Annotated in this window: 17 protein-coding genes, 1 tRNA gene and 1 pseudogene; 13 read left to right on the top strand and 6 right to left on the bottom strand. The window is 42.6% G+C overall.

Going from position 1 to position 22,420, the window contains the following annotated elements:
- Positions 1 to 12: 12 nt before the first annotated feature.
- Positions 13 to 1,008 (top strand): NAD(P)H-dependent glycerol-3-phosphate dehydrogenase, encoded by a 996-nt coding sequence (locus HMPREF9009_RS10415; RefSeq protein ID WP_008024959.1) that lies wholly within the window; start codon positions 13 to 15, stop codon positions 1,006 to 1,008.
- Between the two features lie 114 nt (positions 1,009 to 1,122).
- Positions 1,123 to 2,460: a glucose-6-phosphate isomerase gene (locus HMPREF9009_RS10410; protein ID WP_004299377.1), complete on the top strand. Its 1,338-nt coding sequence runs from the start codon at positions 1,123 to 1,125 to the stop codon at positions 2,458 to 2,460.
- Between the two features lie 179 nt (positions 2,461 to 2,639).
- Here HMPREF9009_RS10410 and HMPREF9009_RS10405 read toward each other — a convergent pair whose 3' ends face one another.
- The gene (locus HMPREF9009_RS10405) at positions 2,640 to 3,146 is read right to left on the bottom strand and encodes a DUF5035 domain-containing protein (RefSeq protein ID WP_049702076.1); all 507 of its coding nucleotides are present in this window, start codon (positions 3,144 to 3,146) and stop codon (positions 2,640 to 2,642) included.
- Positions 3,147 to 3,392: 246 nt separating this feature from the next.
- On the opposite strand from HMPREF9009_RS10405, the gene HMPREF9009_RS10400 reads away from it, so the two are divergent.
- From HMPREF9009_RS10400 to HMPREF9009_RS10380, 5 genes and pseudogenes are all read left to right on the top strand, one after another.
- Positions 3,393 to 4,202 carry a hypothetical protein gene (locus tag HMPREF9009_RS10400; protein WP_049702075.1) on the top strand — a complete coding sequence of 270 codons (810 nt, stop codon included), beginning with the start codon at positions 3,393 to 3,395 and terminating at the stop codon, positions 4,200 to 4,202.
- Positions 4,203 to 4,239: 37 nt separating this feature from the next.
- The gene (locus HMPREF9009_RS10395) at positions 4,240 to 4,923 is read left to right on the top strand and encodes an HAD family hydrolase (RefSeq protein WP_004299374.1); all 684 of its coding nucleotides are present in this window, start codon (positions 4,240 to 4,242) and stop codon (positions 4,921 to 4,923) included.
- 119 nt (positions 4,924 to 5,042) lie between these two features.
- Positions 5,043 to 7,898, top strand: a pseudogene (locus HMPREF9009_RS10390) (bifunctional fucokinase/fucose-1-phosphate guanylyltransferase); the annotation flags it as partial.
- A gap of 545 nt (positions 7,899 to 8,443) precedes the next feature.
- Positions 8,444 to 8,860 (top strand): hypothetical protein, encoded by a 417-nt coding sequence (locus tag HMPREF9009_RS10385; RefSeq protein WP_049702073.1) that lies wholly within the window; start codon positions 8,444 to 8,446, stop codon positions 8,858 to 8,860.
- Positions 8,861 to 8,948: 88 nt separating this feature from the next.
- A complete protein-coding gene (locus tag HMPREF9009_RS10380) occupies positions 8,949 to 9,731 on the top strand; it encodes a DUF7738 domain-containing protein (protein WP_151921859.1) in 783 nt (260 codons plus the stop codon).
- A 170-nt stretch (positions 9,732 to 9,901) separates the two neighbouring features.
- On the opposite strand, the gene HMPREF9009_RS10375 is transcribed toward HMPREF9009_RS10380, so the two are convergent.
- Positions 9,902 to 9,974 (bottom strand) — tRNA-Arg (locus HMPREF9009_RS10375).
- Positions 9,975 to 10,195: 221 nt separating this feature from the next.
- Between HMPREF9009_RS10375 and asnA the strand changes: the two genes are divergently transcribed.
- Positions 10,196 to 11,233 carry an aspartate--ammonia ligase gene (gene asnA, locus HMPREF9009_RS10370; RefSeq protein WP_004299370.1) on the top strand — a complete coding sequence of 346 codons (1,038 nt, stop codon included), beginning with the start codon at positions 10,196 to 10,198 and terminating at the stop codon, positions 11,231 to 11,233.
- A gap of 6 nt (positions 11,234 to 11,239) precedes the next feature.
- Positions 11,240 to 11,902, top strand: a complete 663-nt coding sequence (ung, locus tag HMPREF9009_RS10365; protein WP_004299369.1) for a uracil-DNA glycosylase — start codon at positions 11,240 to 11,242, stop codon at positions 11,900 to 11,902.
- Between the two features lie 183 nt (positions 11,903 to 12,085).
- Here the strand turns inward: ung and HMPREF9009_RS10360 are convergent, their stop codons facing one another.
- Both HMPREF9009_RS10360 and HMPREF9009_RS10355 read right to left on the bottom strand, forming a co-directional pair.
- Positions 12,086 to 14,800, bottom strand: a complete 2,715-nt coding sequence (locus HMPREF9009_RS10360) for a putative LPS assembly protein LptD (protein ID WP_015531394.1) — start codon at positions 14,798 to 14,800, stop codon at positions 12,086 to 12,088.
- A gap of 89 nt (positions 14,801 to 14,889) precedes the next feature.
- Positions 14,890 to 15,426, bottom strand: a complete 537-nt coding sequence (locus HMPREF9009_RS10355; RefSeq protein ID WP_004312347.1) for an HDIG domain-containing metalloprotein — start codon at positions 15,424 to 15,426, stop codon at positions 14,890 to 14,892.
- A gap of 70 nt (positions 15,427 to 15,496) precedes the next feature.
- Between HMPREF9009_RS10355 and HMPREF9009_RS10350 the strand changes: the two genes are divergently transcribed.
- Positions 15,497 to 16,663 (top strand): exo-beta-N-acetylmuramidase NamZ family protein, encoded by a 1,167-nt coding sequence (locus tag HMPREF9009_RS10350; protein WP_049702071.1) that lies wholly within the window; start codon positions 15,497 to 15,499, stop codon positions 16,661 to 16,663.
- A gap of 132 nt (positions 16,664 to 16,795) precedes the next feature.
- Here the strand turns inward: HMPREF9009_RS10350 and HMPREF9009_RS10345 are convergent, their stop codons facing one another.
- Positions 16,796 to 18,880 (bottom strand): BT4734/BF3469 family protein, encoded by a 2,085-nt coding sequence (locus HMPREF9009_RS10345; protein ID WP_049702070.1) that lies wholly within the window; start codon positions 18,878 to 18,880, stop codon positions 16,796 to 16,798.
- Between the two features lie 398 nt (positions 18,881 to 19,278).
- Between HMPREF9009_RS10345 and HMPREF9009_RS10340 the strand changes: the two genes are divergently transcribed.
- From HMPREF9009_RS10340 to HMPREF9009_RS10330, 3 genes are all read left to right on the top strand, one after another.
- Entirely contained in the window at positions 19,279 to 19,887 is a 609-nt protein-coding gene (locus tag HMPREF9009_RS10340; RefSeq protein ID WP_049702069.1) for an HU family DNA-binding protein, read from the top strand.
- Positions 19,888 to 20,068: 181 nt separating this feature from the next.
- Positions 20,069 to 21,409 carry a TPM domain-containing protein gene (locus tag HMPREF9009_RS10335; protein ID WP_049702068.1) on the top strand — a complete coding sequence of 447 codons (1,341 nt, stop codon included), beginning with the start codon at positions 20,069 to 20,071 and terminating at the stop codon, positions 21,407 to 21,409.
- A 142-nt stretch (positions 21,410 to 21,551) separates the two neighbouring features.
- Positions 21,552 to 21,917 carry an MmcQ/YjbR family DNA-binding protein gene (locus HMPREF9009_RS10330; protein ID WP_009038839.1) on the top strand — a complete coding sequence of 122 codons (366 nt, stop codon included), beginning with the start codon at positions 21,552 to 21,554 and terminating at the stop codon, positions 21,915 to 21,917.
- Positions 21,918 to 21,930: 13 nt separating this feature from the next.
- Here the strand turns inward: HMPREF9009_RS10330 and HMPREF9009_RS10325 are convergent, their stop codons facing one another.
- Entirely contained in the window at positions 21,931 to 22,416 is a 486-nt protein-coding gene (locus tag HMPREF9009_RS10325) for a hypothetical protein (protein ID WP_049702067.1), read from the bottom strand.
- Positions 22,417 to 22,420 lie beyond the last annotated feature (4 nt).

Here is a 22,420-nt window from a genome sequence, read left to right as displayed (position 1 = left end):
AAATCCATACAAATGAAATTACCCGGCAAGATAGCGATAATGGGCGGAGGAAGTTGGGCTACAGCCATCGCAAAGATGTGTCTGGCCCAAGAAGACTCTATCAATTGGTATATGCGGCGAGACGACCGCATTGCCGATTTTAAACGATTAGGGCACAATCCGGCTTATCTGACAGGAGTGAAATTTGATACAAAACGCATCTCATTCAGTTCCAACATCAACGATGTGGTGAAAGAATCGGATACACTGATCTTCGTCACTCCCTCTCCTTATCTGAAGGCGCATCTGAAAAAACTGAAAACCAAGATAAAAGATAAGTTTATCATCACCGCTATCAAAGGAATCGTACCCGATGACAACGTTATTGTATCGGAATACTTCACAAAAGAATATGGTGTACCACCAGAAAATATAGCAGTCCTTGCAGGTCCCTGCCACGCAGAAGAAGTAGCCTTGGAACGCCTCTCCTACCTGACTATCGCCTGCCCTGACAAAGACAAAGCACGTATCTTCGCACGTCGTTTGGGAAGCAGCTTCATCAAAACATCTGTCAGTGATGACGTAGCGGGTATCGAATATAGTTCGGTACTCAAAAACGTATATGCCATCGCTGCCGGTATCTGTAGCGGTCTGAAATATGGCGACAACTTCCAGGCTGTACTGATCTCCAACGCCATTCAGGAAATGAACCGTTTCTTGAATACGGTGCATCCGTTGAACAGAAACGTGGATGAATCTGTTTATCTGGGGGATTTATTGGTGACCGGTTACTCCAACTTCAGCCGCAACCGAACTTTCGGAACGATGATAGGTAAAGGGTATTCCGTTAAGAGTGCGCAAATTGAAATGGAAATGATTGCGGAAGGTTACTATGGTACAAAATGTATCAAAGAAATCAATAAGCATCATCATGTCAATATGCCGATACTGGACGCAGTGTACAACATTCTGTACGAACGTATCTCACCAATGATCGAGATTAAACTGTTGACTGACTCTTTTAGATAAAAAAATATTAAGTATTAAGTATTAGGCATTTAAGTATTACCCGCAGGTACTCATACTTGACAATCCATACTTGATGACTAATACTTAATACTTAAAACTTAATACTTAAAATATATGATTAGTTTAAACATTGAAAAAACATTTGGATTCATCTCCAAAGAAAAGGTTTTTGCTTACGAAGCTGAAGTAAAAGCCGCACAGGAAATGCTTGAAAAAGGTACAGGCAAAGGTAACGACTTTTTAGGATGGTTGCATTTGCCTTCTTCTATCACTAAAGAACACCTGGCCGACCTGAACGCTACTGCAAAAGTATTAAGAGACAATTGTGAAGTAGTAATCGTAGCCGGTATCGGTGGTAGCTATCTGGGTGCCCGTGCCGTCATCGAAGCTTTGTCTAACAGCTTCACTTGGTTGCAGGAAAAGAAAACAGCTCCTGTCATGATCTATGCAGGACACAATATCAGCGAAGATTATCTGTACGAACTGACTGAATATCTGAAAGACAAGAAATTCGGTGTCATCAATATCTCTAAATCAGGAACTACTACTGAAACAGCTCTTGCTTTCCGTTTGCTGAAGAAGCAATGTGAAGATCAGCGCGGCAAAGAAACTGCAAAGAAAGTAATCGTTGCCGTGACGGATGCCAAGAAAGGTGCTGCCCGTGTAACAGCCGACAAAGAAGGATACAAAACATTCATCATCCCCGATAACGTAGGCGGACGTTTCTCTGTCCTGACTCCGGTTGGTTTGCTGCCTATTGCAGTGGCCGGATTCGATATCGACAAACTGGTTGCCGGTGCTGCCGACATGGAAAAAGTATGTGGTTCGGACGTTGCATTTGCTGAAAACCCTGCTGCTATCTACGCTGCTACCCGCAATGAGTTGTACAGAAATGGTAAGAAGATCGAAATCCTCGTTAACTTCTGCCCAAAACTGCACTATGTAAGCGAATGGTGGAAACAGCTTTACGGAGAATCTGAAGGAAAAGACAATAAAGGTATCTTCCCTGCATCGGTAGATTTCTCAACAGACCTCCACTCTATGGGTCAATGGATTCAGGAAGGCGAACGTTCTATCTTTGAAACGGTGATTTCAGTAGAGAAGGTTAACCACAAACTGGAAGTTCCTTCTGATGAAGCAAATCTGGACGGCTTGAATTTCTTAGCCGGCAAACGTGTGGACGAAGTGAACAAGATGGCCGAATTGGGAACACAGTTGGCTCACGTAGACGGTGGTGTACCTAATATGCGCATCGTACTTCCGGAATTGAGCGAATACAACATCGGTGGTCTGCTCTATTTCTTCGAAAAGGCTTGCGGTATCAGCGGTTACTTGTTAGGCGTGAATCCATTCAACCAACCGGGTGTGGAAGCATACAAAAAGAATATGTTTGCGTTGCTTGACAAACCGGGGTATGAAGAAGAATCTAAAGCAATCCGTGCAAAACTGTAATCAAGAACGTTTTTATAAACGGTGAACTATAAACAATGAACGGTGAACAACTATGCTATATGCATGGATTTGTTCACCGTTCATTATTCATTGAAATCCAAAATGGAGGCATTCCTAAATGTCGCTATTTAGTTACAATTTACCGACTTACTTTGTTAGTTGCTACCACTCGTCAATTTTCACTTATCATCCTCCGCTTTCGTCTTCAAACCGATTTCTTCCTGTGCTCCTTCACATTCGGCTTTGGAAGAAAGATAGAACTCTAATTTTACATCGCCGTTCTTATCTACTTGTTTGATGGTCGCAATCACCATAATTTTAGCTTTTGACACACCATCCTTAAAACGAAGCTGTCCCTTTTCCACATCTGTCAGATTTCCCTCTGTAGATACTTCTGTTTTCTCAAAGATGAGTTTAGTATCCACTTCATCATCATTCTGAAGTCTAAAGGTTTTCAGTTCAGCTCCATTTCCATCCAAAAGCAGAAGAGCTTTCACTTCATCTCCCACCTTCAAGGCCGGCAGTTCGTCCCTCTGATTTGCATAGTCTTTTTCACCGGAACTGGAATTCTCATCATCCGATTCAACCTTTGCATAAAGCTTTTCTATCTTGATAACAGGACTTTCCCCGCTATCAGAGCAGGCGCCTAAAAACAATGGTAGCAACAATAATACTCTCTTTTTCATGCTATCGTCGAGTTTATAACGTTACAAAAATACACATATTCTTCTAAACAACAAATAATTATACAAGTAATACGCCACAATTTAGTAGTGGCGAGCAGTCTGCGCGACAAGAGTTGATAGTACATACCACATGACAACTAATCACTAAACTATCTCCCCGTTCTAACTTATCTCTCGTTTTTTATCGTTATCTTTGCCTCGTATACAGTTGTAGATTAAGCGAATCAAACTAAAAAAACAAATAGAATGACAGGAAATTTATTAAAGAAATCTAGTGGATTCATATTATTATGTAGCATATCATTGCTAATGCTCGTAATGACCGGTTGCCAGGAAGCCAAACTCAAAACAGTGATCGCGGTAGCCAACAAACAGTGTCCATTGGACATGGGGGAAGTCGGTAAGATCACCAGTATCATCTACGACGGGAATAACGTAGTGTACACACTGAACATGAACGAAGAGATTACCGATATAAAAATGTTGAAAGACAATCCGGAAATCATGAAATCATCTATCAAAATGATGTTTCAAAATCCGGCGGCAGATGTTAAACAGATGCTTAAGCTGATGACCGAGTGTAATTCTGGATTATACATGATATTTGTGGGCAATAAGTCGGGCGAACAAGCAACTTGCGAGCTGACCTCCGAAGAATTGAAAGAAGTTCTTAATACAAACGTCAACCCGGCACAAAGCGAACAAACAAAGCTTGAAGCACAGTTGAAAATAGCGAATCTGCAATTTCCAATGAAAGCCAGTGAAGAAGTCATGGTCGAAAAGATCGAAGTCATAGGCGAATCGGTTGTTTATATATGCAGTGTGGACGAAGAATTGTCTCCCATCAGCCAGATTAAAGAAAATGCAGCAGAAGTGAAAGAGAGTATTGTATCAATGCTGGCAAGTCAGACTGATCCGGCCACCCAGTTATTCATCAAAACCTGCGTGAATAACAACAAAAACATAATGTACAGATATATTGGCAAGGAATCCGGCAAGCAACACGATGTGGTTATTCCCGTGTCTGATCTGAAGAAAATGCTCATAAAAAAATAAAATATCATCTTAAAAAGATTCTGCAACGTACCAAAGTATGAAAAAGAAACTGAAAGCCGTCCTGTTTGACATGGACGGCGTACTTTTTGACTCTATGCCCTATCATTCGGAAGCCTGGCATACAGTAATGAAATCTCACGGACTCACTCTTAGCCGCGAAGAAGCATATATGCACGAAGGACGGACAGGAGCCTCCACTATTAATATTGTTTTCCAACGTGAACTGGGTAGAGAAGCTACCCAAGAAGAAATAGAAAGTATCTATCAGGAGAAAAGTGTTTTGTTCAATTCGTATCCCGAAGCAAAACGTATGCCCGGTGCATGGGAGTTGCTACAAAAAGTAAAAAAGGATGGACTGATTCCGATGGTGGTCACTGGTTCCGGCCAACTATCCCTGCTCGAACGGTTGGAGCACAACTATCCGGGAATGTTTCGTAAAGAATTGATGGTTACAGCGTTCGATGTAAAATATGGTAAGCCCAATCCCGAACCGTATCTGATGGCATTGAAAAAAGGCGGACTTAAAGCTGATGAAGCCATCGTAGTAGAGAACGCTCCGTTAGGAGTGGAAGCCGGACACAATGCGGGTATCTTTACAATAGCTGTAAATACAGGTCCTTTGGACGGACAAGTATTGCTGGATGCCGGAGCCGATCTGCTACTGCCATCCATGCAAGCACTAAGCGACCATTGGGATACGCTGTTTGAAAAGAACACCTAAAAGCTGAAAAGATAATTTATTCTTCAAAACAGGAGAAAAACATTGAAAAGAAGGAATATAAATCGTATTTTTACAGGAGTTTAATTCGCTTAGATTCCATCTAAGCCAACGCAGATTCTACTATGCAAAAGTTATTATCCCTACCACCCAATTTGATCCATTGCTTCCACGAACTGGAAGAAGTCAACCATACCGATTGGTTTTGTACATCAGACCCCATTGGGAGCAAACTAGGCTCCGGCGGCGGAACGACATGGTTATTGCAAGCCTGCCATCAGGCATTCGCGCCACAAAAATCTTTCGGCAACTGGATAGGAGATGAAAAAAGAATATTGCTCCATGCAGGCGGACAAAGCCGTCGCCTGCCCAGCTACGGACCTTCCGGCAAAATATTGACTCCGATCCCGATCTTCAGTTGGGAAAGAGGACAAAAACTCGGACAGAATCTATTATCATTGCAGCTCCCGCTCTATGAAAGGATTATGAATCAGGCTCCGGCCGGTCTGAATACGCTGATCGCAAGCGGAGATGTATATATCCGTTCGGAAAAGCCACTTCAGGATATTCCGAATGCAGACGTAGTGTGCTACGGCTTATGGGTAAATCCTTCCTTGGCAACCCATCATGGTGTATTTGTTTCCGACCGGAAAAAGCCGGAGGTTCTCGACTTCATGTTACAGAAACCTTCTCTTGAAGAATTAGAAGGATTATCGAAAACTCATCTTTTCCTGATGGACATCGGTATCTGGATTTTGAGTGACCGCGCCATCGAAGTATTGATGAAACGGTCATTAAAAGAAGGAACCAATGATATTAATTATTATGACTTATACTCGGACTACGGCTTGGCTTTGGGAGAGCATCCCAAAACGGAAGATGAAGAAATCAATCAGTTATCCGTAGCCATATTGCCTTTGCCCGGTGGAGAATTCTATCATTATGGCACAAGCCATGAACTGATTTCTTCTACTTTAGCCATACAAGACAAGGTACGCGATCAAAGAAGGATCATGCACCGGAAAGTAAAACCGAATCCGGCTATCTTTATCCAGAACTCTATTACACAAGTTTCTCTTTCTGCAGACAATGCCAACTTATGGATTGAGAATAGCCATGTGGGAAAAGGCTGGAAACTGGGTTCCCGCCAAATAATAACAGGAGTTCCCGAAAATCAATGGAACATCAACTTGCCGGATGGAGTCTGCATCGACATTATCCCTATCGGCGACAATGACTTTGTTGCACGTCCGTATGGCTTGGATGATGTGTTCAAAGGAGCGTTAGACAAATCAACGACTACCTATCTTAATATCCCTTTCACCCGCTGGATGGAAGAAAGAGGAATTACCTGGGAGGATATAAAAGGACGCACCGATGATTTACAATCAGCATCTATCTTCCCCAAAGTAACTTCTGTTGAAGATTTAGGCATATTAGTGCGCTGGATGACATCGGAGCCCCAACTGGAAGAAGGGAAAAAACGTTGGCTGAAAGCAGAGAAAGTTTCTGCCGACGAAATCTCGGCAGGCGCCAACCTCAAGCGTCTTTATGAACAGCGCAATGCTTTCCGTAAAGAGAACTGGAAAGGACTGGCGGCTAATTATGAAAAAAGCGTATTCTATCAACTTGACTTACTGGATGCCGCAAACGAATTTGTACGTTTTAATCTGGATACTCCCGATGTCCTGCAAGAAGATGCCGCACCCATGCTACGGATACACAACCGGATGCTTCGCGCACGCATCATGAAACTACGTGAAGACAAAGATTGCGCAAAAGAAGAACAGGCAGCCTTCCAACTGCTCCGCGACGGTTTATTGGGAGTGATGAACGAACGTAAAAGTCATCCCACACTCAACGTTTATTCCGATCAGATTGTATGGAGCCGCAGCCCTGTACGCATTGATGTGGCAGGAGGATGGACGGACACCCCTCCCTACTCTCTTTATTCAGGAGGAAGCGTTGTCAATCTTGCCATCGAACTGAACGGCCAACCGCCGCTGCAAGTATACGTTAAACCTTGCAAAGAATATCATATTACCCTTCGCTCCATTGATATGGGCGCAATGGAAGTGATACGAAATTACGAGGAACTGCAAGATTACAAAAAGGTGGGTTCTCCATTTTCTATCCCCAAAGCTGCCCTAACATTGGCAGGCTTCGCACCGGCATTCTCAACAGAATCCTACCCTTCTTTAGCCAAACAACTGGAAGCTTTCGGTTCAGGAATTGAAATTACCCTGTTGGCTGCTATTCCTGCTGGCTCGGGGTTAGGTACCAGTTCCATTCTGGCCTCCACCGTGCTCGGAGCAATCAATGATTTCTGCGGACTGGCTTGGGATAAGAATGATATATGCAGTTACACATTAGTATTGGAACAACTACTGACCACGGGAGGAGGTTGGCAGGATCAATATGGCGGTGTTTTTTCCGGCATTAAACTACTACAATCCGAAGCAGGTTTCGAACAACATCCATTAGTGCGTTGGTTGCCCGATCAACTCTTTATTCATCCTGACTACCGCGACTGTCATCTGTTATATTATACAGGAATTACCCGTACTGCCAAAAGTATTCTGGCAGAAATCGTCAGTTCCATGTTCCTCAATTCCGGTCCACATCTAAGTTTGCTAGCCGAGATGAAAGCCCATGCAATGGATATGAGTGAAGCTATCCTGCGCAGCAACTTCGATAGTTTCGGTCGATTGGTCGGCAAAACCTGGATACAAAACCAGGCATTAGATTGCGGAACCAATCCGCCGGCAGTAGCAGCCATTATCGAGAAAATCAAAGATTATACCCTAGGATACAAACTCCCCGGCGCAGGCGGCGGCGGTTATTTATATATGGTAGCCAAAGACCCTCAAGCAGCCGGACAGATCCGACGGATATTGACAGAACAAGCTCCCAACCCACGCGCTCGTTTTGTAGAAATGACGCTTTCTGACAAGGGACTTCAGGTTTCAAGAAGCTAAAGAAGAGGCATTGCCAGATTACCGGTCAATCTCATTCAGAACCACAAAAAACAAGCTTGGACAGATTCAAACGAAATGTCCAAGCTTCAATTTTTCAATGCCATAATGATCTGTTTTACATGTTGAGACTTGAAATAACTGTAAAGTAAATCATAATAATGATAAAACCAATAGCTCCGATAATCAGCGCCACACTAGCCCATTTCTTTTTTCTAGCTTCTTCCATTCTAATTTATATTTATGGGATTAATATAATTTATCGTCAGATATCTACTTCCGGAAAGCTATAAATACACTATATCAACATCATTTTTTTACTTCTTCATCGTTACAAAGTTAGCATTTTCTATGAGATTTCAATCATCTAAAACAACTTTTCATTCTCTTTAGACTAAATTATGCAACTACAGATAATAATATGGAACACAAGATTTTATCTATTACTGTTTTTTTATCATGTGAAAGTTGTATATTTGCATAATTGACAATTCTGATTAAACACATTCACACCAGGAAAAGAATCAAAAAACAATAAAAATACAAAGATGAAATTACTTAAATTACTATTCGTTGTTTTGCTGTTTGCCTGCAATGACGACTCAAAAGACACTCCGACTACCGGAGAGCCCAAACAAATTGTTGTAGAAATGGACGCTGCCGCCTCCAATGTGACAGATGTTTCCGGCACATATACGTTGGAAGCCAATAAAGAATACTGTGTTCGGGAAGATGGAAAATATAAGATATTATTAGTAAAAAGCGTCTATACAGATAAAGAAGGAAAAGAAAAGGATATTCTTACTTACGGTATTCTTGATGTAGCAAAGAACAAATATCTCTATTATACAGCAGGAATTGATGTAGCCAAAAGACTGGAAAGAGACTGGAATTTCTATGATGACAACAACCCGGATAACGCTGCCAAACAGCTGATTTGCACTTCCCATCTGAAAGAGGAATAAATAGAAAATTAAAAAACGCAATTACCCCAACCACGGGCAGTATATTAAAGATGCAAATTCTTATTTCCAACTTGGGCTATTAGTGATTATGAAAAGAATAATTCTCTCTTCCTTATTGGTTATTTTTGTTGTTGGCTGCATCGGAATTGGTAATCGTGAAGTTGCTGACAACGGGTACATGAACTCTGGTTATACGAAAAAAGAGCTCGAAGCCAAAGGGATCAATACCGAGCATCTGTTCGTATTTACAGAAAAATGTGCAACTTACAACGGGCAAGTATTCTCGATAGGCATCCCCATTGATTCCCTTATTAAAATATTTGGACCCGAAAATAGAATCCTTTACGGAAAAGATGGCAATGTGGGATATAACAACTATTTTTGGGATGAAATCGGCTTTGTCGCTTTAGTCTCCCCCGAAAAGGAGGTGATGCAGTTCAATTTGCATTGGGATTACGTGCCGAAAGAAAAAGAGTACGATTATGACGATCCGGATCCGGCTGAGGTTCCGGTTAATTTTTTCAAGGGCAAGATTCTATTAAACGGAGTTCCACTCGACAATACATCGGATTATGCGGATTATTGCAATAATAAAGAGGTGCAAAGTCAGTTGCGTAAATTGGCTCGAAAGGAAGGAATCAGAAATTACACTAAATGTTTTTATAATTACGGGGTCAATAGTGGATGTAACCGTTATCATAGTTCTTATCACAAGCTCTACTGCTTCGATTATACAATGTTCGAGATCGATCCCCTTGTCGCCCCCTGCTTCTCGTATCGGGTGAAAATATTCACCGAGACGGGACAAATTCATGAATTCGGAATGCAGCACGATGTCTATACCAATCCGGATGCTATCGACCTCTTTTAAATCTAACTGTCACCTTGAACATCAGCATGTTAGGTATTATATTTTCCACCAACAATTAACCAACAACTATCAACTACAACGAGTAAATCCACCATTTTAAGCCCAGTTCTACAAGGTATAACAAAGAAGAAATCCCTCAATAATCTACTGATTATCAAGGGATTCATCTGTGACCCCGGTGCGATTCAAACGCACGACCTTCAGAACCGGAATCTGACGCTCTATTCACTAAGCTACGGGGCCATTCTTTCTAAATGCGAGGACAAAAGTATAAAAAATCTTCTCATCTTCCTAATGATTCTCCTTTTTTTATAGTTCTTAAGGTACTTCCCTATATTAGAAGACTGTTATTTTGAAATGCTTTAGAGCATTTACTTTATCAAATTGACAATCTTTTAGAGAATATCCATTACATATATCAATTTTATTCCTATCTTTGCCGACAATTAACATTTAACAAACCTATGAGTTACTTGATAAAACCTAAGAACTATAATCCGCTACTCGACCTCAAACAGACCGAGCTGGGAATCAAGCAAATAAAAGAGTTCTTCCAATTAAACTTGTCATCCGAGCTACGCCTTAGACGTGTAACTGCCCCCCTTTTCGTATTGAAAGGAATGGGTATCAATGACGATTTGAACGGAATAGAACGACCCGTTTCTTTCCCTATTAAAGATCTGGGCGATGCACAAGCCGAAGTGGTTCATTCATTGGCTAAATGGAAAAGGTTGACCTTAGCTGACTATCATATCGAACCCGGATATGGTATTTATACGGATATGAACGCAATCCGTTCAGACGAAGAACTGGGCAACCTGCATTCTCTCTACGTAGACCAGTGGGACTGGGAACGTGTCATCACCAATGAAGACCGGAACGTAAACTTCCTGAAAGAGATCGTCAACCGTATTTATGCAGCTATGATCCGTACAGAATATATGGTATACGAAATGTATCCGCAAATCAAGCCGTGCCTGCCACAAAAGCTACATTTCATCCATTCAGAAGAATTGCGCCAACTTTATCCGGATCTGGAACCCAAATGTCGCGAACATGCCATCTGTCAGAAATACGGAGCTGTGTTTATCATAGGCATAGGCTGTAAACTTAGCGACGGCAAGAAACACGACGGACGCGCACCGGACTATGACGACTACACAACCAAAGGATTGAACGACTTGCCCGGACTAAACGGCGACCTCCTTCTGTGGGACAATGTACTGCAACGCTCCATCGAATTGTCATCTATGGGAATCCGTGTTGACAAAGAAGCCTTGCAACGTCAGTTGAAAGAAGAAAAAGAAGAAAAAAGACTGGAACTTTATTTCCACAAGCGATTGATGAATGACACCCTTCCACTATCCATCGGAGGAGGTATCGGACAATCCCGCTTGTGTATGTTCTACCTTCGCAAAGCTCACATTGGAGAGATACAAGCCAGCATCTGGCCCGAAGATATGCGCAAAGAATGTGAAGAACTTGATATACACCTTATATAACAGACTATGAACGTACAAATTGAAGAAAGCTGGAAAGCACATTTAAAACCCGAATTCGACAAAGACTACTTTCGCACACTGACCGATTTCGTCAAAAGCGAATATAGCCAGTATCAGATCTTCCCTCCGGGAAAACTGATCTTCAATGCTTTCAACCTTTGTCCTTTCGACAAAGTGAAAGTTGTAATTATAGGACAAGATCCTTACCATGGACCGGGACAAGCACATGGTCTCTGTTTCTCTGTAAACGACGGAGTGCCTTTTCCCCCTTCATTAGTGAACATATTCAAAGAAATCAAAGCCGACATCGGTTCAGATGCCCCGACCACGGGAAACCTGACTCGCTGGGCAGAACAAGGAGTTTTATTACTCAACGCAACTCTGACGGTACGTGCCCATCAAGCAGGTTCACATCAGAATCGTGGCTGGGAAACATTTACCGATGCTGCAATCCGTGCCCTGGCAGAAGAAAAAGAAAACCTGGTATTTATCTTATGGGGATCATACGCTCAAAAGAAAGGAGCGTTTATCGACCGCAACAAGCATCTGGTACTCACTTCCGCCCATCCCTCTCCTCTTTCAGCTTACAACGGCTTCTTCGGAAACAAACATTTCAGCCGTACAAACGATTACCTGAAAACCCATGGAAAAACAGAAATCGCATGGTAGTTGGAGAAGTTGAGAGTGGAGAGTTGAGAGTTAAGAGTTGAGAGTTAAGAATAAAGAGTAAAGAGTAAAAAAATGGCTGCACTATTCGTCGAATGATAGCGCAGCCATTTTTCTTTTTCTATATTGTAACAAAACAATTACACGTCCGAATTTCCACTCTCAACTCTCCACTCTCAACTTATCCTAGTACCACTGAATGTTACTTTGCGTTTGGCTTCTCTGCTCATACTTCAAGTCTTGCAGGATGCTTGCATTCGCACGGATGGTAACATTGTAATATTTCCAGCGTCCGAAAGGAGAAAGACTGGCGGACAGGTTGAAACAGTGCAAGTCACGGGAGATTGTACAAGAAGTCTGCGTAATCTCTTTTGCCTGAAAATCATAGCCCGAGTTGAACGAGAGCGACCAGTTATTAGAAATCTTTATATTTCCGTTTGCATTGATGTTATGCGTATACGTATAAGGATATCGCATGGAATAACGGTTAATAGGCTTAGACCTATCTTCACGGATATTAAACGAATAGCTAAGGCTTAACGACCAAGGCATCTTAAACACCTGATAACCATCCGGGTCTGCCTGTGCTTTCTCTACTTTCTTAGGTGTAGTACCATCTCCTTCCGTTCCGTCAGATTCTTCATCGTCACTATCCTCCGACTTCTTATCTTTTCCTTTTTCATCCTCCTCTTTCGGACCGAACCATTTCTTCCATGTGTCATTATTAAAGGTATAGTTGAAAGAAGAACCATATCCTTGGAAACGCCCAAAACGACCATACGACCATTCTGTACGGTTACTGGTCACTACATTACCGCTTTTATCGAATGTATAAGCATACGTAGCGAATTGGGCATTCATATTGAAAGTATAATTCTTGGTCAGTTTCAGACGGAGGTTCATACTTAAGTCACTCCACGGTCTTTCCTTTGCCGCCATATTATAGGACATATTGGCACTCAAATCATCAATAAGGCTAACTTTCTTGACTGTATCATTCTTTGCGTCATAATACTTCATCTCCAAGTTATTAGCTATCGAGAAACTAACCGTTCCCGACCCCTCACGAGAAGGCACGCCATAAGGCTGATTGGTAAAAGGAGAATAATATTGTGTATTACCATTATAATCGGTATATTCTTCCCAGTACTTGCCAAATCCCGGAGCACCACTCAAACTCACCTGCGGTGTGAATACGTGACGAATCTGTATCTCCTTCTTCTTCGCAAAGATCGGTTTATACATACCATACAATTTCGTACTTAGAGCCAAACTAGCCGAGTAATTGGATACACGATAAAAGCCGTTAAGAGAATCGCCCGGCAATGATTCCAGCCTGTGAGTATCTTCGTTATAATGCTGATTGATTTTACGGGTGTACCATCGTTCTGTATAATTCACAGAAGGATTGACCTGCAAATATTTGAACAGCGTAAAAGTAGCACTGATAGGAATGTTATGGTTCATCGCATTCTCCCATGAGCTTAGTCCGGCTTTGAACAAATGGTCATCTTTAGTACGGATACTGTTTGTCAGACGTCCCGTATAACCAATGGAAATCTTCTCGTACCAACGTTCGGCTCCTGCCGCTTTCTTGCGCTTGAACGGAAACAGACGGCTCAACGTAATATTCAAGTCAGGCAAAGTGACCGCAATAGAAGAGTCACGCATTGTCTGTGCGATATTGGTAGTTCCGGATAAGGTCAGACCGATATCGGGAAAACTACGAGAATAACTAATACTTGATGTTTTGGTATTTTGAGTCAACAACTGCGAATTATAAAGGTTGTTGATATTAGAACGTTCATAACTACTGGTCGAGAAGTTCACACTGGCAGAGAATGTAGTGTTCGGACTGGCTTTAGCATCCTGTCGATGGTTCCATACCACCTTAAAGTCCTTAGCAACTGTATAGTCCGGCATCCCTTTATCTCCAGTCTTGGTGACCTGATAGTCCGCTTGCAGCGTACCGGAATATTTATAGCGTTTATTATAGTTTGTCAATCCAGACAATCTCCATGAACCTTTCGTGAAGATATCTCCCGTTATTTTCAAGTCCATGATATCACTCATGGCAAAGTAATATCCTCCTTCTGCCAAACCGAAACCACGACTGGAGTCATCCATATAAGTCGGCATAATGAAACCGGAAGAGTAACTGCTGGAGAATGGGAAGAAGAAGAACGGCACAGCCAACGGCAGAGGCACATCTTCCACAACCAGATAGGCAGGTCCTGTCACTACATTCTTTTTAGGGCGCACCTTAGCTCTCGTCAGCTGCATATAGAAGTGGGGATGATCGTGATGATCGCAGGTTGTATAACGCCCATGCTCCATGAAAATTTCATCATTGGCCCCTTTCTTCGCCTTGCTTCCGGTCACATATCCTTCTCCCTGCTGGGTGACGATATCAGTAATTCCCGCTTTCTTGGTTTTGAAGTTATATCGGATTGTTTCCGTATCATACGAGGTATCACCTTCTTTAAATACCGGTTTACCTTTTTCCACTCCGGTAGTATCCTTGATACCATAAGCATGCACAGTACTACTATCCAGATTCATCGAAATAACTTCCGCAGCCAGTTCGATGTTCTGATAATTCACTTTTCCGCTACCATAAAGTGTAGCGGCTCCTCCCAAAGTAAAGACAGTGGAGTCGTTGGATTCATAAACAACCGGTGCATCGAGTGGTTGTTTCTTCTTTACCGGTGCGATGGAATCAATGCGTACCGTTACCGTATCTGCTTTCAACGAATCATTTCCCTGAAGGGAATCCGTTTGTGCGGTATTGGAGGCAATCATTCCTCTTCTTCGACGCTGAGACGTAGCCTCATCGGGAAGCATCAGTAAGACAATCAGCAGTATGAATGATATAAGTATTTTTGCTTTCAATGGCGCCATTAACTAATAGTTTACGCTTGAAGTGGCAAAAGTACACAATCTTCACCAAATATGAGTTAGAATCTTCGTTATTTAATTATTTTTTAGTGCTATAAAAAGAGAGAACACCATCTATCAAAGCGGCTTAGGCCTTCTTCACCATATTTTGCAATACTTTGCCGCGCTTTTTCCACAGTTTTCTCTTCATCCAGATGGGTTTTAGAAAAGAATTTATCCGCAAAGCAAATCAATTGCTCTTCCAGGGTAATGGGCAGCATCTCACGATGAGGAACGGGGAGCTGCTGGGCAATGATATCTTCCAACGAGAGTCCGGCTCCCGTATGGCGTTCGCACACCAATGCGTGTTGGGGGAAACCTTCCGCCCGCAAGATTTCAGCTCCCAAATATCCGTGGGCGATATAAGGATGAGTGCCAAAGCACTGAATGGTGGGAGCATCGGTCTGAAAAATTCCAATATCATGCAACAGAGCAGCTTCTTTCACAAAACTCCGGTTTAAACGCAATTCGGGATGAGCATCCAGCATTTTCATTGCCTTTCCGGACACCGCCAGACTATGAATTACTAAGATTTGTCTCTGCTGCGTATTTTCCGGATAATATTTATCAATGATTTCGTATGGATTCATGTGCTTTATTTTTTGCTCTCTTGATGAGAAATTAATATTTTTGTGCAATATTACAAAAAAAATTACCGATATGCAAACTCGAGCTTCCTTCATTCTTATATTTCTATTCATTATGTTGTCACCAATGCGTGTAAGCAGTCAAATTGTCACGGGAGCAGAACAAATGGATCAATATATGCCGTTGCTGAAAGGAAAACGCATCGGAATGGTGGTCAATCACACTTCTGTTGTGGGAAGAAAGCAGGTTCATCTTCTCGATACCTTATTAAAGAGAGAGGTCCGAGTGGTCAAGGTATTTGCTCCCGAACATGGTTTCCGTGGTAACGCAGATGCAGGTGAAACAGTGAAAGACGGAAAAGATTCCCGCACCGGCATTCCTATCGTATCGCTTTATGGTGACAACAAAGAGCCGTCAGCTGCCCAACTAAAAGATGTCGATGTGATTGTATTCGACATTCAGGATGTAGGGGCACGCTTTTATACCTATATAAGCACGATGTATTATGTGATGGAAGCTTGCGCAGAGAACAAGAAAGAAATGGTTGTACTGGATCGCCCCAATCCGTGCGATTATGTGGATGGTCCGATACTCAAACCTGCCTACCGGAGTTTTGTCGGTATGTTACCTCTTCCGGTTCTCCACGGATGTACCATCGGCGAACTGGCACAGATGATAAACGGGGAAGGATGGATTGCCAACAAGAAAAATCCTTGTTCATTAAAGGTAATTCCAATGACCGGATGGAAACACGGAGCACCTTATTCACTTCCCATCAAACCGTCGCCCAACCTCCCGAACGATCAGTCTATCCGATTGTACGCCTCGCTCTGTCCTTTTGAAGCCACCCGCGTCAGCGTGGGACGGGGGACAACTTTTCCTTTCCAGGTATTAGGCGCACCTAATAAGAAATACGGAAGTTTCACTTTTACTCCCCGCTCCTTACCCGGTTTTGACAAAAATCCGATGCACAAAGGTATCACCTGTTATGGGGAAGATCTCCGGAATGTAACCAATGTAAATGGATTTACACTCCGCTACTTCTTGAACTTTTATCGCTTATCCGGCGAAAAAGCAGCTTTCTTCTCCCGTGCCCGATGGTTTGATTTGCTGATGGGAACTGACAGCGTACGCAAAGCTATCCTCAAAGGAGAATCGGAAGAGGCTATCCGGAATAGTTGGCAAAAGGAATTACAGGATTACAAGGAGATCAGAAAAAAATATCTTCTCTATGAGTAAAAAAACTAGTATCATACTCTCATTCATTTTCATAAACCACTTATAATTAAAAGAATAAGTATGATAGATAACTATTATTTCCGGTATCTATCATACTTAGACCATCAAAAACGGGGTATCTATCATACTTGATTATTCTACCTCCAAAGGTACAATATGATAATACGTACCATACGTTTTCCGTTTAGATTTCACTCCGAGCCGCTGCAAGATACGCCCGAAATAAGATGCCTGCCTGGCGGAAAACGTCATCTTACTCGCTTTCTGAATCCGGCGCAGAATGTCAATAGCCAGTAGCCATTCTCCTTCTTCCTCTTCTTCCGCCCTACGATAATAAACCATAAATAACTGTTCGATGGCAGGAGATTGTTCAAACTCACGGTTGTTTTCCGTCATGATAGCCTCTTCTTCGGAGTCAAACCAATAACGTTCGTTGTGATAAAGCAACTCCAACGCCTGTGCATAAAGCTGTTCATAATCAATAGGACGCGACACATCTATAGCTCCCGTCATGTAAATACCGATGAAACGACGGCTACCGGAAGTATCCGTCAACAAATCCCGATGATTGCTCGTGGCAATGAACGATGCATACCGGCGAAGCTCTTCCACTGCCGAAGCATTCGGACGACGTGTGTTCACCACCGGCTTTTGCAGAATATGTTTCAGAAAAGCCTGCTGGGTAGGACTAATCTGGTCGAATTCATCCATATTGATAAGCAGAAAGCGATTCAGATACAACTCCGCGTCCCGTTTCCGACTGAAATCAATGCTATCCGTATAGTACGCCTGTAAAGCAGGAGGAAGAAGCATTCTGCAAAAAGTCGATTTCCGATATGCCTGCGGGCCAATCAGCAAAGGTGACGTACTGTTGGCGTGTTTCTTATCCATTCCCCTCCAATGGGCAACCATATTCAAAAACCACCGACGGAACAACGGCGCCCAATGTGGATTATCACAGGGAACACGGTTGGCCAGTTCCAAAATCCGGTCTTTACCATCCCAGTGAGGCAGATGATACAAAAAATCCTCCACAGGCTGATAAACAGGCACATGATCAGAATCCAAATAGCGGATTACGTCCCTATCCCACATTTTCACCCCTTCATACATGGCATTCATCGTGATACTCGCCAGCACCCGCTTGTCCACCGGACGAAAATAGAAATTAAAACTATTCCGTTCGCGATATTCCACTTCCGTGGTCAGCGTATTGTATCGAAATTCATAACGGCGCTTCATAAATTCGTCCATCTGCATGGCGAAAAGCTGTTCGGCCGTCAGACTGCTCTTCTTGCCGAATCCCTTAGCGGAACGGTAGACACTTTTCACAGTTTCACGAATCAGCAACTCGTCCGAAGGGAGCCGGTAGTGCGCCTTTGTCCACCGCACCGTATCTTCTTCGGGGATACCTGCCCGAAAACAATGCTCCGCCAAACACACTAGTAGCGGTTGCAGATCGTCTCCCTCCCGATATCCGTCCAGTTCTTCGAGCGCCCTGTTGAATGCAGCGGAGAAAAGCACCGACAATGCTTCATAATTTTCATATCCGGGCGCCATTCGCTGCAAAGGAGAATCAGTTTCCCGCGTTCGTTTGATAAAAGTCGTTTCGGACGGAAGACTGACGGGCTGCTTCATATAAATGGGCATTGCTTTCGAATTGAAATAAAGTTCAGGATCATACGTCAGCCTGCAATATTGTTCGAGCGACGGTTCTTTCAGTTCGATATCAAAAGGCAGTTGTGGCTGATAATATTTCACAGCCGTCTGATAAGCATGCGCGTGAAAAAGTTCCGCTTGCTCGCGTAAAGTCGGCAAGCGGTCGTCCGGATAGGTGAACCGCACCCATATCTTTACTGATTTGCCGGAAGATCCGGTAAAAGCAAGGTATGTTTGCGGAAGCTCTTTGACCCGTTCTTTTATTTCGTCGGCTTCCGCCCTCCCCGAAAGGTTATTGACTTCCATCATCACTATGCCGTTATATTCATTCAAGGTCATTACCCCTTCTTTACGGACAAAAGCTGCGGCAGGCATCACTTTGGGAACTTTACGCACCTCTTCAATCGAATTTCCCGGAAGAGTATACCGCAAGACTTCCCTCATCTTTGAGACGGGCTGCGCCTTGACTTCCGTTTTCATCTGCTCCAAAAGGAGCTCCATTTTCAACGTCCGTAAGGTTTTTACCTTGCCATCGTCTCTGACTAATGTTATTCTCATCTTTTTTTATTATTATTTCCAGTAAAAGGAAAGCTGCACTACAGCCATACAAAGATACAACATGCTCTTCGCCCAAACAAATTTCACCGCTTTTATTTGCTACGCCACACGACTTTATTTTACAGAAATAATGCTTACTAAATTTGCGAATAAAGGCAGGATAATGTATCTTTGCAGGCAGTTAGACTTCAGCCCGCATAAGTGTGCCGTACAGCCCACCTATGCGGGCTGTATAGTTTACATTCGTGGGCTGTAGAGCCCACAAATGTGTGCCCAAGAAAAGCCACTGATTCCAGTTGATTATCCAGGCTTCAATTGTAGGTTATCTTGCTGCAAAACAATCATTAAAATGCCTTTTAAAAGGCATTTTAGCCACATTAACCCATAATAGAAAAGACATGTACGCAAAGTATGATTTTCGCAAAAAGCCGTCTTCGAAAGAAGACGAAGACGAACAGCCGTTGTATCCCCGCATCGTATCGAACGGAACCATCGACTTTCAACAAATTGTAAAAGAGATCGCTCAAGCTTCCAGCTTTACGCCGGCAGATATTGAAGGAGTTCAGCTGGCTATTGAAAATAAAATATCCGAATATTTAGTCAGCGGATATCACGTTCAGTTGGGGAACCTTGGATATTTTTCAGCCAAGCTGAAAGCACGTCCGGTGATGGATGCCAAAGAAATACATGCGCAGTCCATTTATTTCGATAATGTAAATTTTCGTCCATCATCTTCTTTCCGAAAGAAGGTTCGCGGATTTGTAGAAAAAGCGAAGTCGGGATTTGCACATTCCGCCGAAGTTCCGGTGGAAGAGCGTCGGCGCAGGTTGGAGAGGTTTCTGGATGAACGACCGATGATACGACGCAAAGAGTATACGCAACTGACGGGACTACTAAAGAACAAAGCGCTGAATGAATTGAACGGATGGGTAAAGGAAGGAGTACTTGACACCATTGGAAGCGGCAGTCATAAAATTTATGTGCGGGTTAATACCATGAAAGATTAAACAGTAAAAACAGTGGAATAAGAATGATAGATACCCATATTTCATGAAGAAAGTATGATAGATACAAAATTTCAGAGACATCTATCATTCTTATTCATCAGATTATAACTATATTAGCAAAAAGAATGAGAGTTATGATAGTTATTTTCTACTCTAAGAACAATCAGTTAATAACAAAACAATGAAAGATAAAACACAAAAAAGCTTCAGGGGAATAGCCCGGACATTACTTCTTGTTTTCTGTTATGCCTTTGGTAATCATGCTTTTGCATTGACTTTAGAGCACGAACAAACAGTAGAAATTTATAAAGTAACAGATGTCCCCAATCCGCGTAATGAAAGCTCTTCCAATTGGGTTAGCAATCCGAATCAGATATTGGATGAAAGTTATGTGTGGGAGATAAATAATATGTTGTCACAGTTAGAAGATTCATTGAGTATTGAAGTGGCGGTTGTTGCGCTCTCTTCTATCGGAGAAGATATTCCGGCAGAGTTTGCCCACAAGCTTTTTGAGCACTGGGGCATCGGAAAGAAAGCGGACGACAACGGATTACTGATTCTTTTAGTACTCGATCAACGTAAAGTCACTTTCGCAACCGGATACGGTTTAGAAGGAGTACTTCCCGACGCTTTATGCTTTCGCATTCAACAGAATGAAATGGTTCCGTGGTTTAGAAAAAACGACTTTGACAGAGGAATGACAGAGGGAGTCCGGACTGTAACATTGGTGCTTTATGGAAGCGACTATGAACCAGTTTCTCAAAGCACTTCTGATAATTACTGGAAAAGTGCCGGCAATACGTTGTGGAATTTTCTGGCAAATCAGTCGCCTATGCTTTGGATATTCTTGATACTGGTAAATGTTCTCACTTATCGCATGAAGGTAAATAAAGCTCGCCCCAAAGACGGTTCAGCATTAGCAGCAATCAAAGTCCTGACACTTTACAGCCCACTTGGATGTCTTGTGTTGTTTTTTCCGGTCTGGCCTGCACTTATTGCGGCATCCTTATGGTATAAGTTCTACCAAAAACAACGTGTTATTTTGCAGAGTAAGACCTGCGACTCTTGCAAAGCTGTGGCTTTACAACTTTTATCCAATGAGCTTGCAACCCCTTTATTATCTGCTTCCGAGCAAATGGAACACAAACTAGGTTCTGCCATCCACCGTATTTATCAATGTACTTCCTGCGGCTGGATATTGCGGTATAAATCTGTCGTCGGAAGCGAATATAAGATGTGTAATCAATGCCATACCATTGCTTCCAAGCGTATCAGTCCGTGGAAAACAGTTAAAGAAGCCACATATTCCGATGCCGGATTGGAGGTTGCCGACTATCTTTGCTTAATGTGCGGAGATAAAAAGCAGACAACACAGAAGATTCCCCGCAAGACACCCCCAAATAGTGACAGTCCTAGTAATAGTCACAGTAGTAGCAGCAGTAGTAGTAGCGGCAGCAGTAGCAGTAGCGGCAGTTTTGGTGGTGGACGTAGCGGTGGCGGTGGAGCGTCAAGTAGTTTTTAAGATCGGCTATTCATTTGAAGAAGTCGACTAACCAAACAAAGACGTGGAAACACATCTCACCTGAATATTTTCATAGAAAGATGGTTATCCACTCCTTTATTCTAACTATTTTTGCATAGATAACCGAACATAAAAAAGTGAAATGAATATCGAAGAATTTAGAGAATATTGCCTGTCTTTTAAGGGAGTCCATGAGAAGATGCCGTTTCCCAATGTGCCCGACAAATATAGCCGTGACGTTCTATGCTTTTATGTAGCGGACAAATGGTTCTGTTTCGTTAACATTGAGATTTTCGATTTTTGTTGTATCAAATGCAACCCTGACGAATCCGGAGAACTGCAAACTGAATATACCGGCATAAGGCCAGGATGGCACATGAACAAGAAATATTGGATCAGTGTCTATTTCAACCAAGATGTACCTGATGAGAAAATCAAAGAGCTTGTAAGCAACTCCTACGATATTGTAGTCAAAAGTTTGACAAAGAAAGAACGGGAAATGCTATAAATAAAGGAAGGATTCAAGAACCTCCCAAACGTAAATCCTGTACTCTGTTGTCTTTCCAAAAAACAGTGAAATTATAATTTACACCACTATTCCTGTAAAACACAATCTCCCAACTGTCACTATATAGTACAGCCGGCACGATCGTATAGGGATAAAAATCATCCTGCCAGGATCCGTATATTTTTTCTTTATGTTTCTGCTGGCTTTTGCTGGACAGCATGCTATCTAGTTGTTCTGCCATAGGTACCCAGTTCTGCAATAGCACCTGTAATTCCAATAATTGCCTGGAGAACGGAGCAGAAGCGTCCCCTTCTATCAAAACAAGAGTTTCTACCGAGTAAAAGGGCAATTGCACTGCACCACTCCAAAGGCAGCATTTATCTCGCCACCAATCACAAACCTTACAGGTAAAGATGCCCAAACCTTCCACTTTATACTCTCTCTTAGTTCCAAACAACTCGTTTATCAGTGTCTTGAATACTTTCATTACTTTTCCCATCGTT

Origin of the sequence: Bacteroides sp. 3_1_13 (genome assembly GCF_001185845.1) — a bacterium.
Lineage (GTDB): Bacteria > Bacteroidota > Bacteroidia > Bacteroidales > Bacteroidaceae > Bacteroides > Bacteroides xylanisolvens.
Note: the sequence above shows the minus strand (reverse complement) of the source record. Positions and strands in the feature narration are given on the sequence as shown.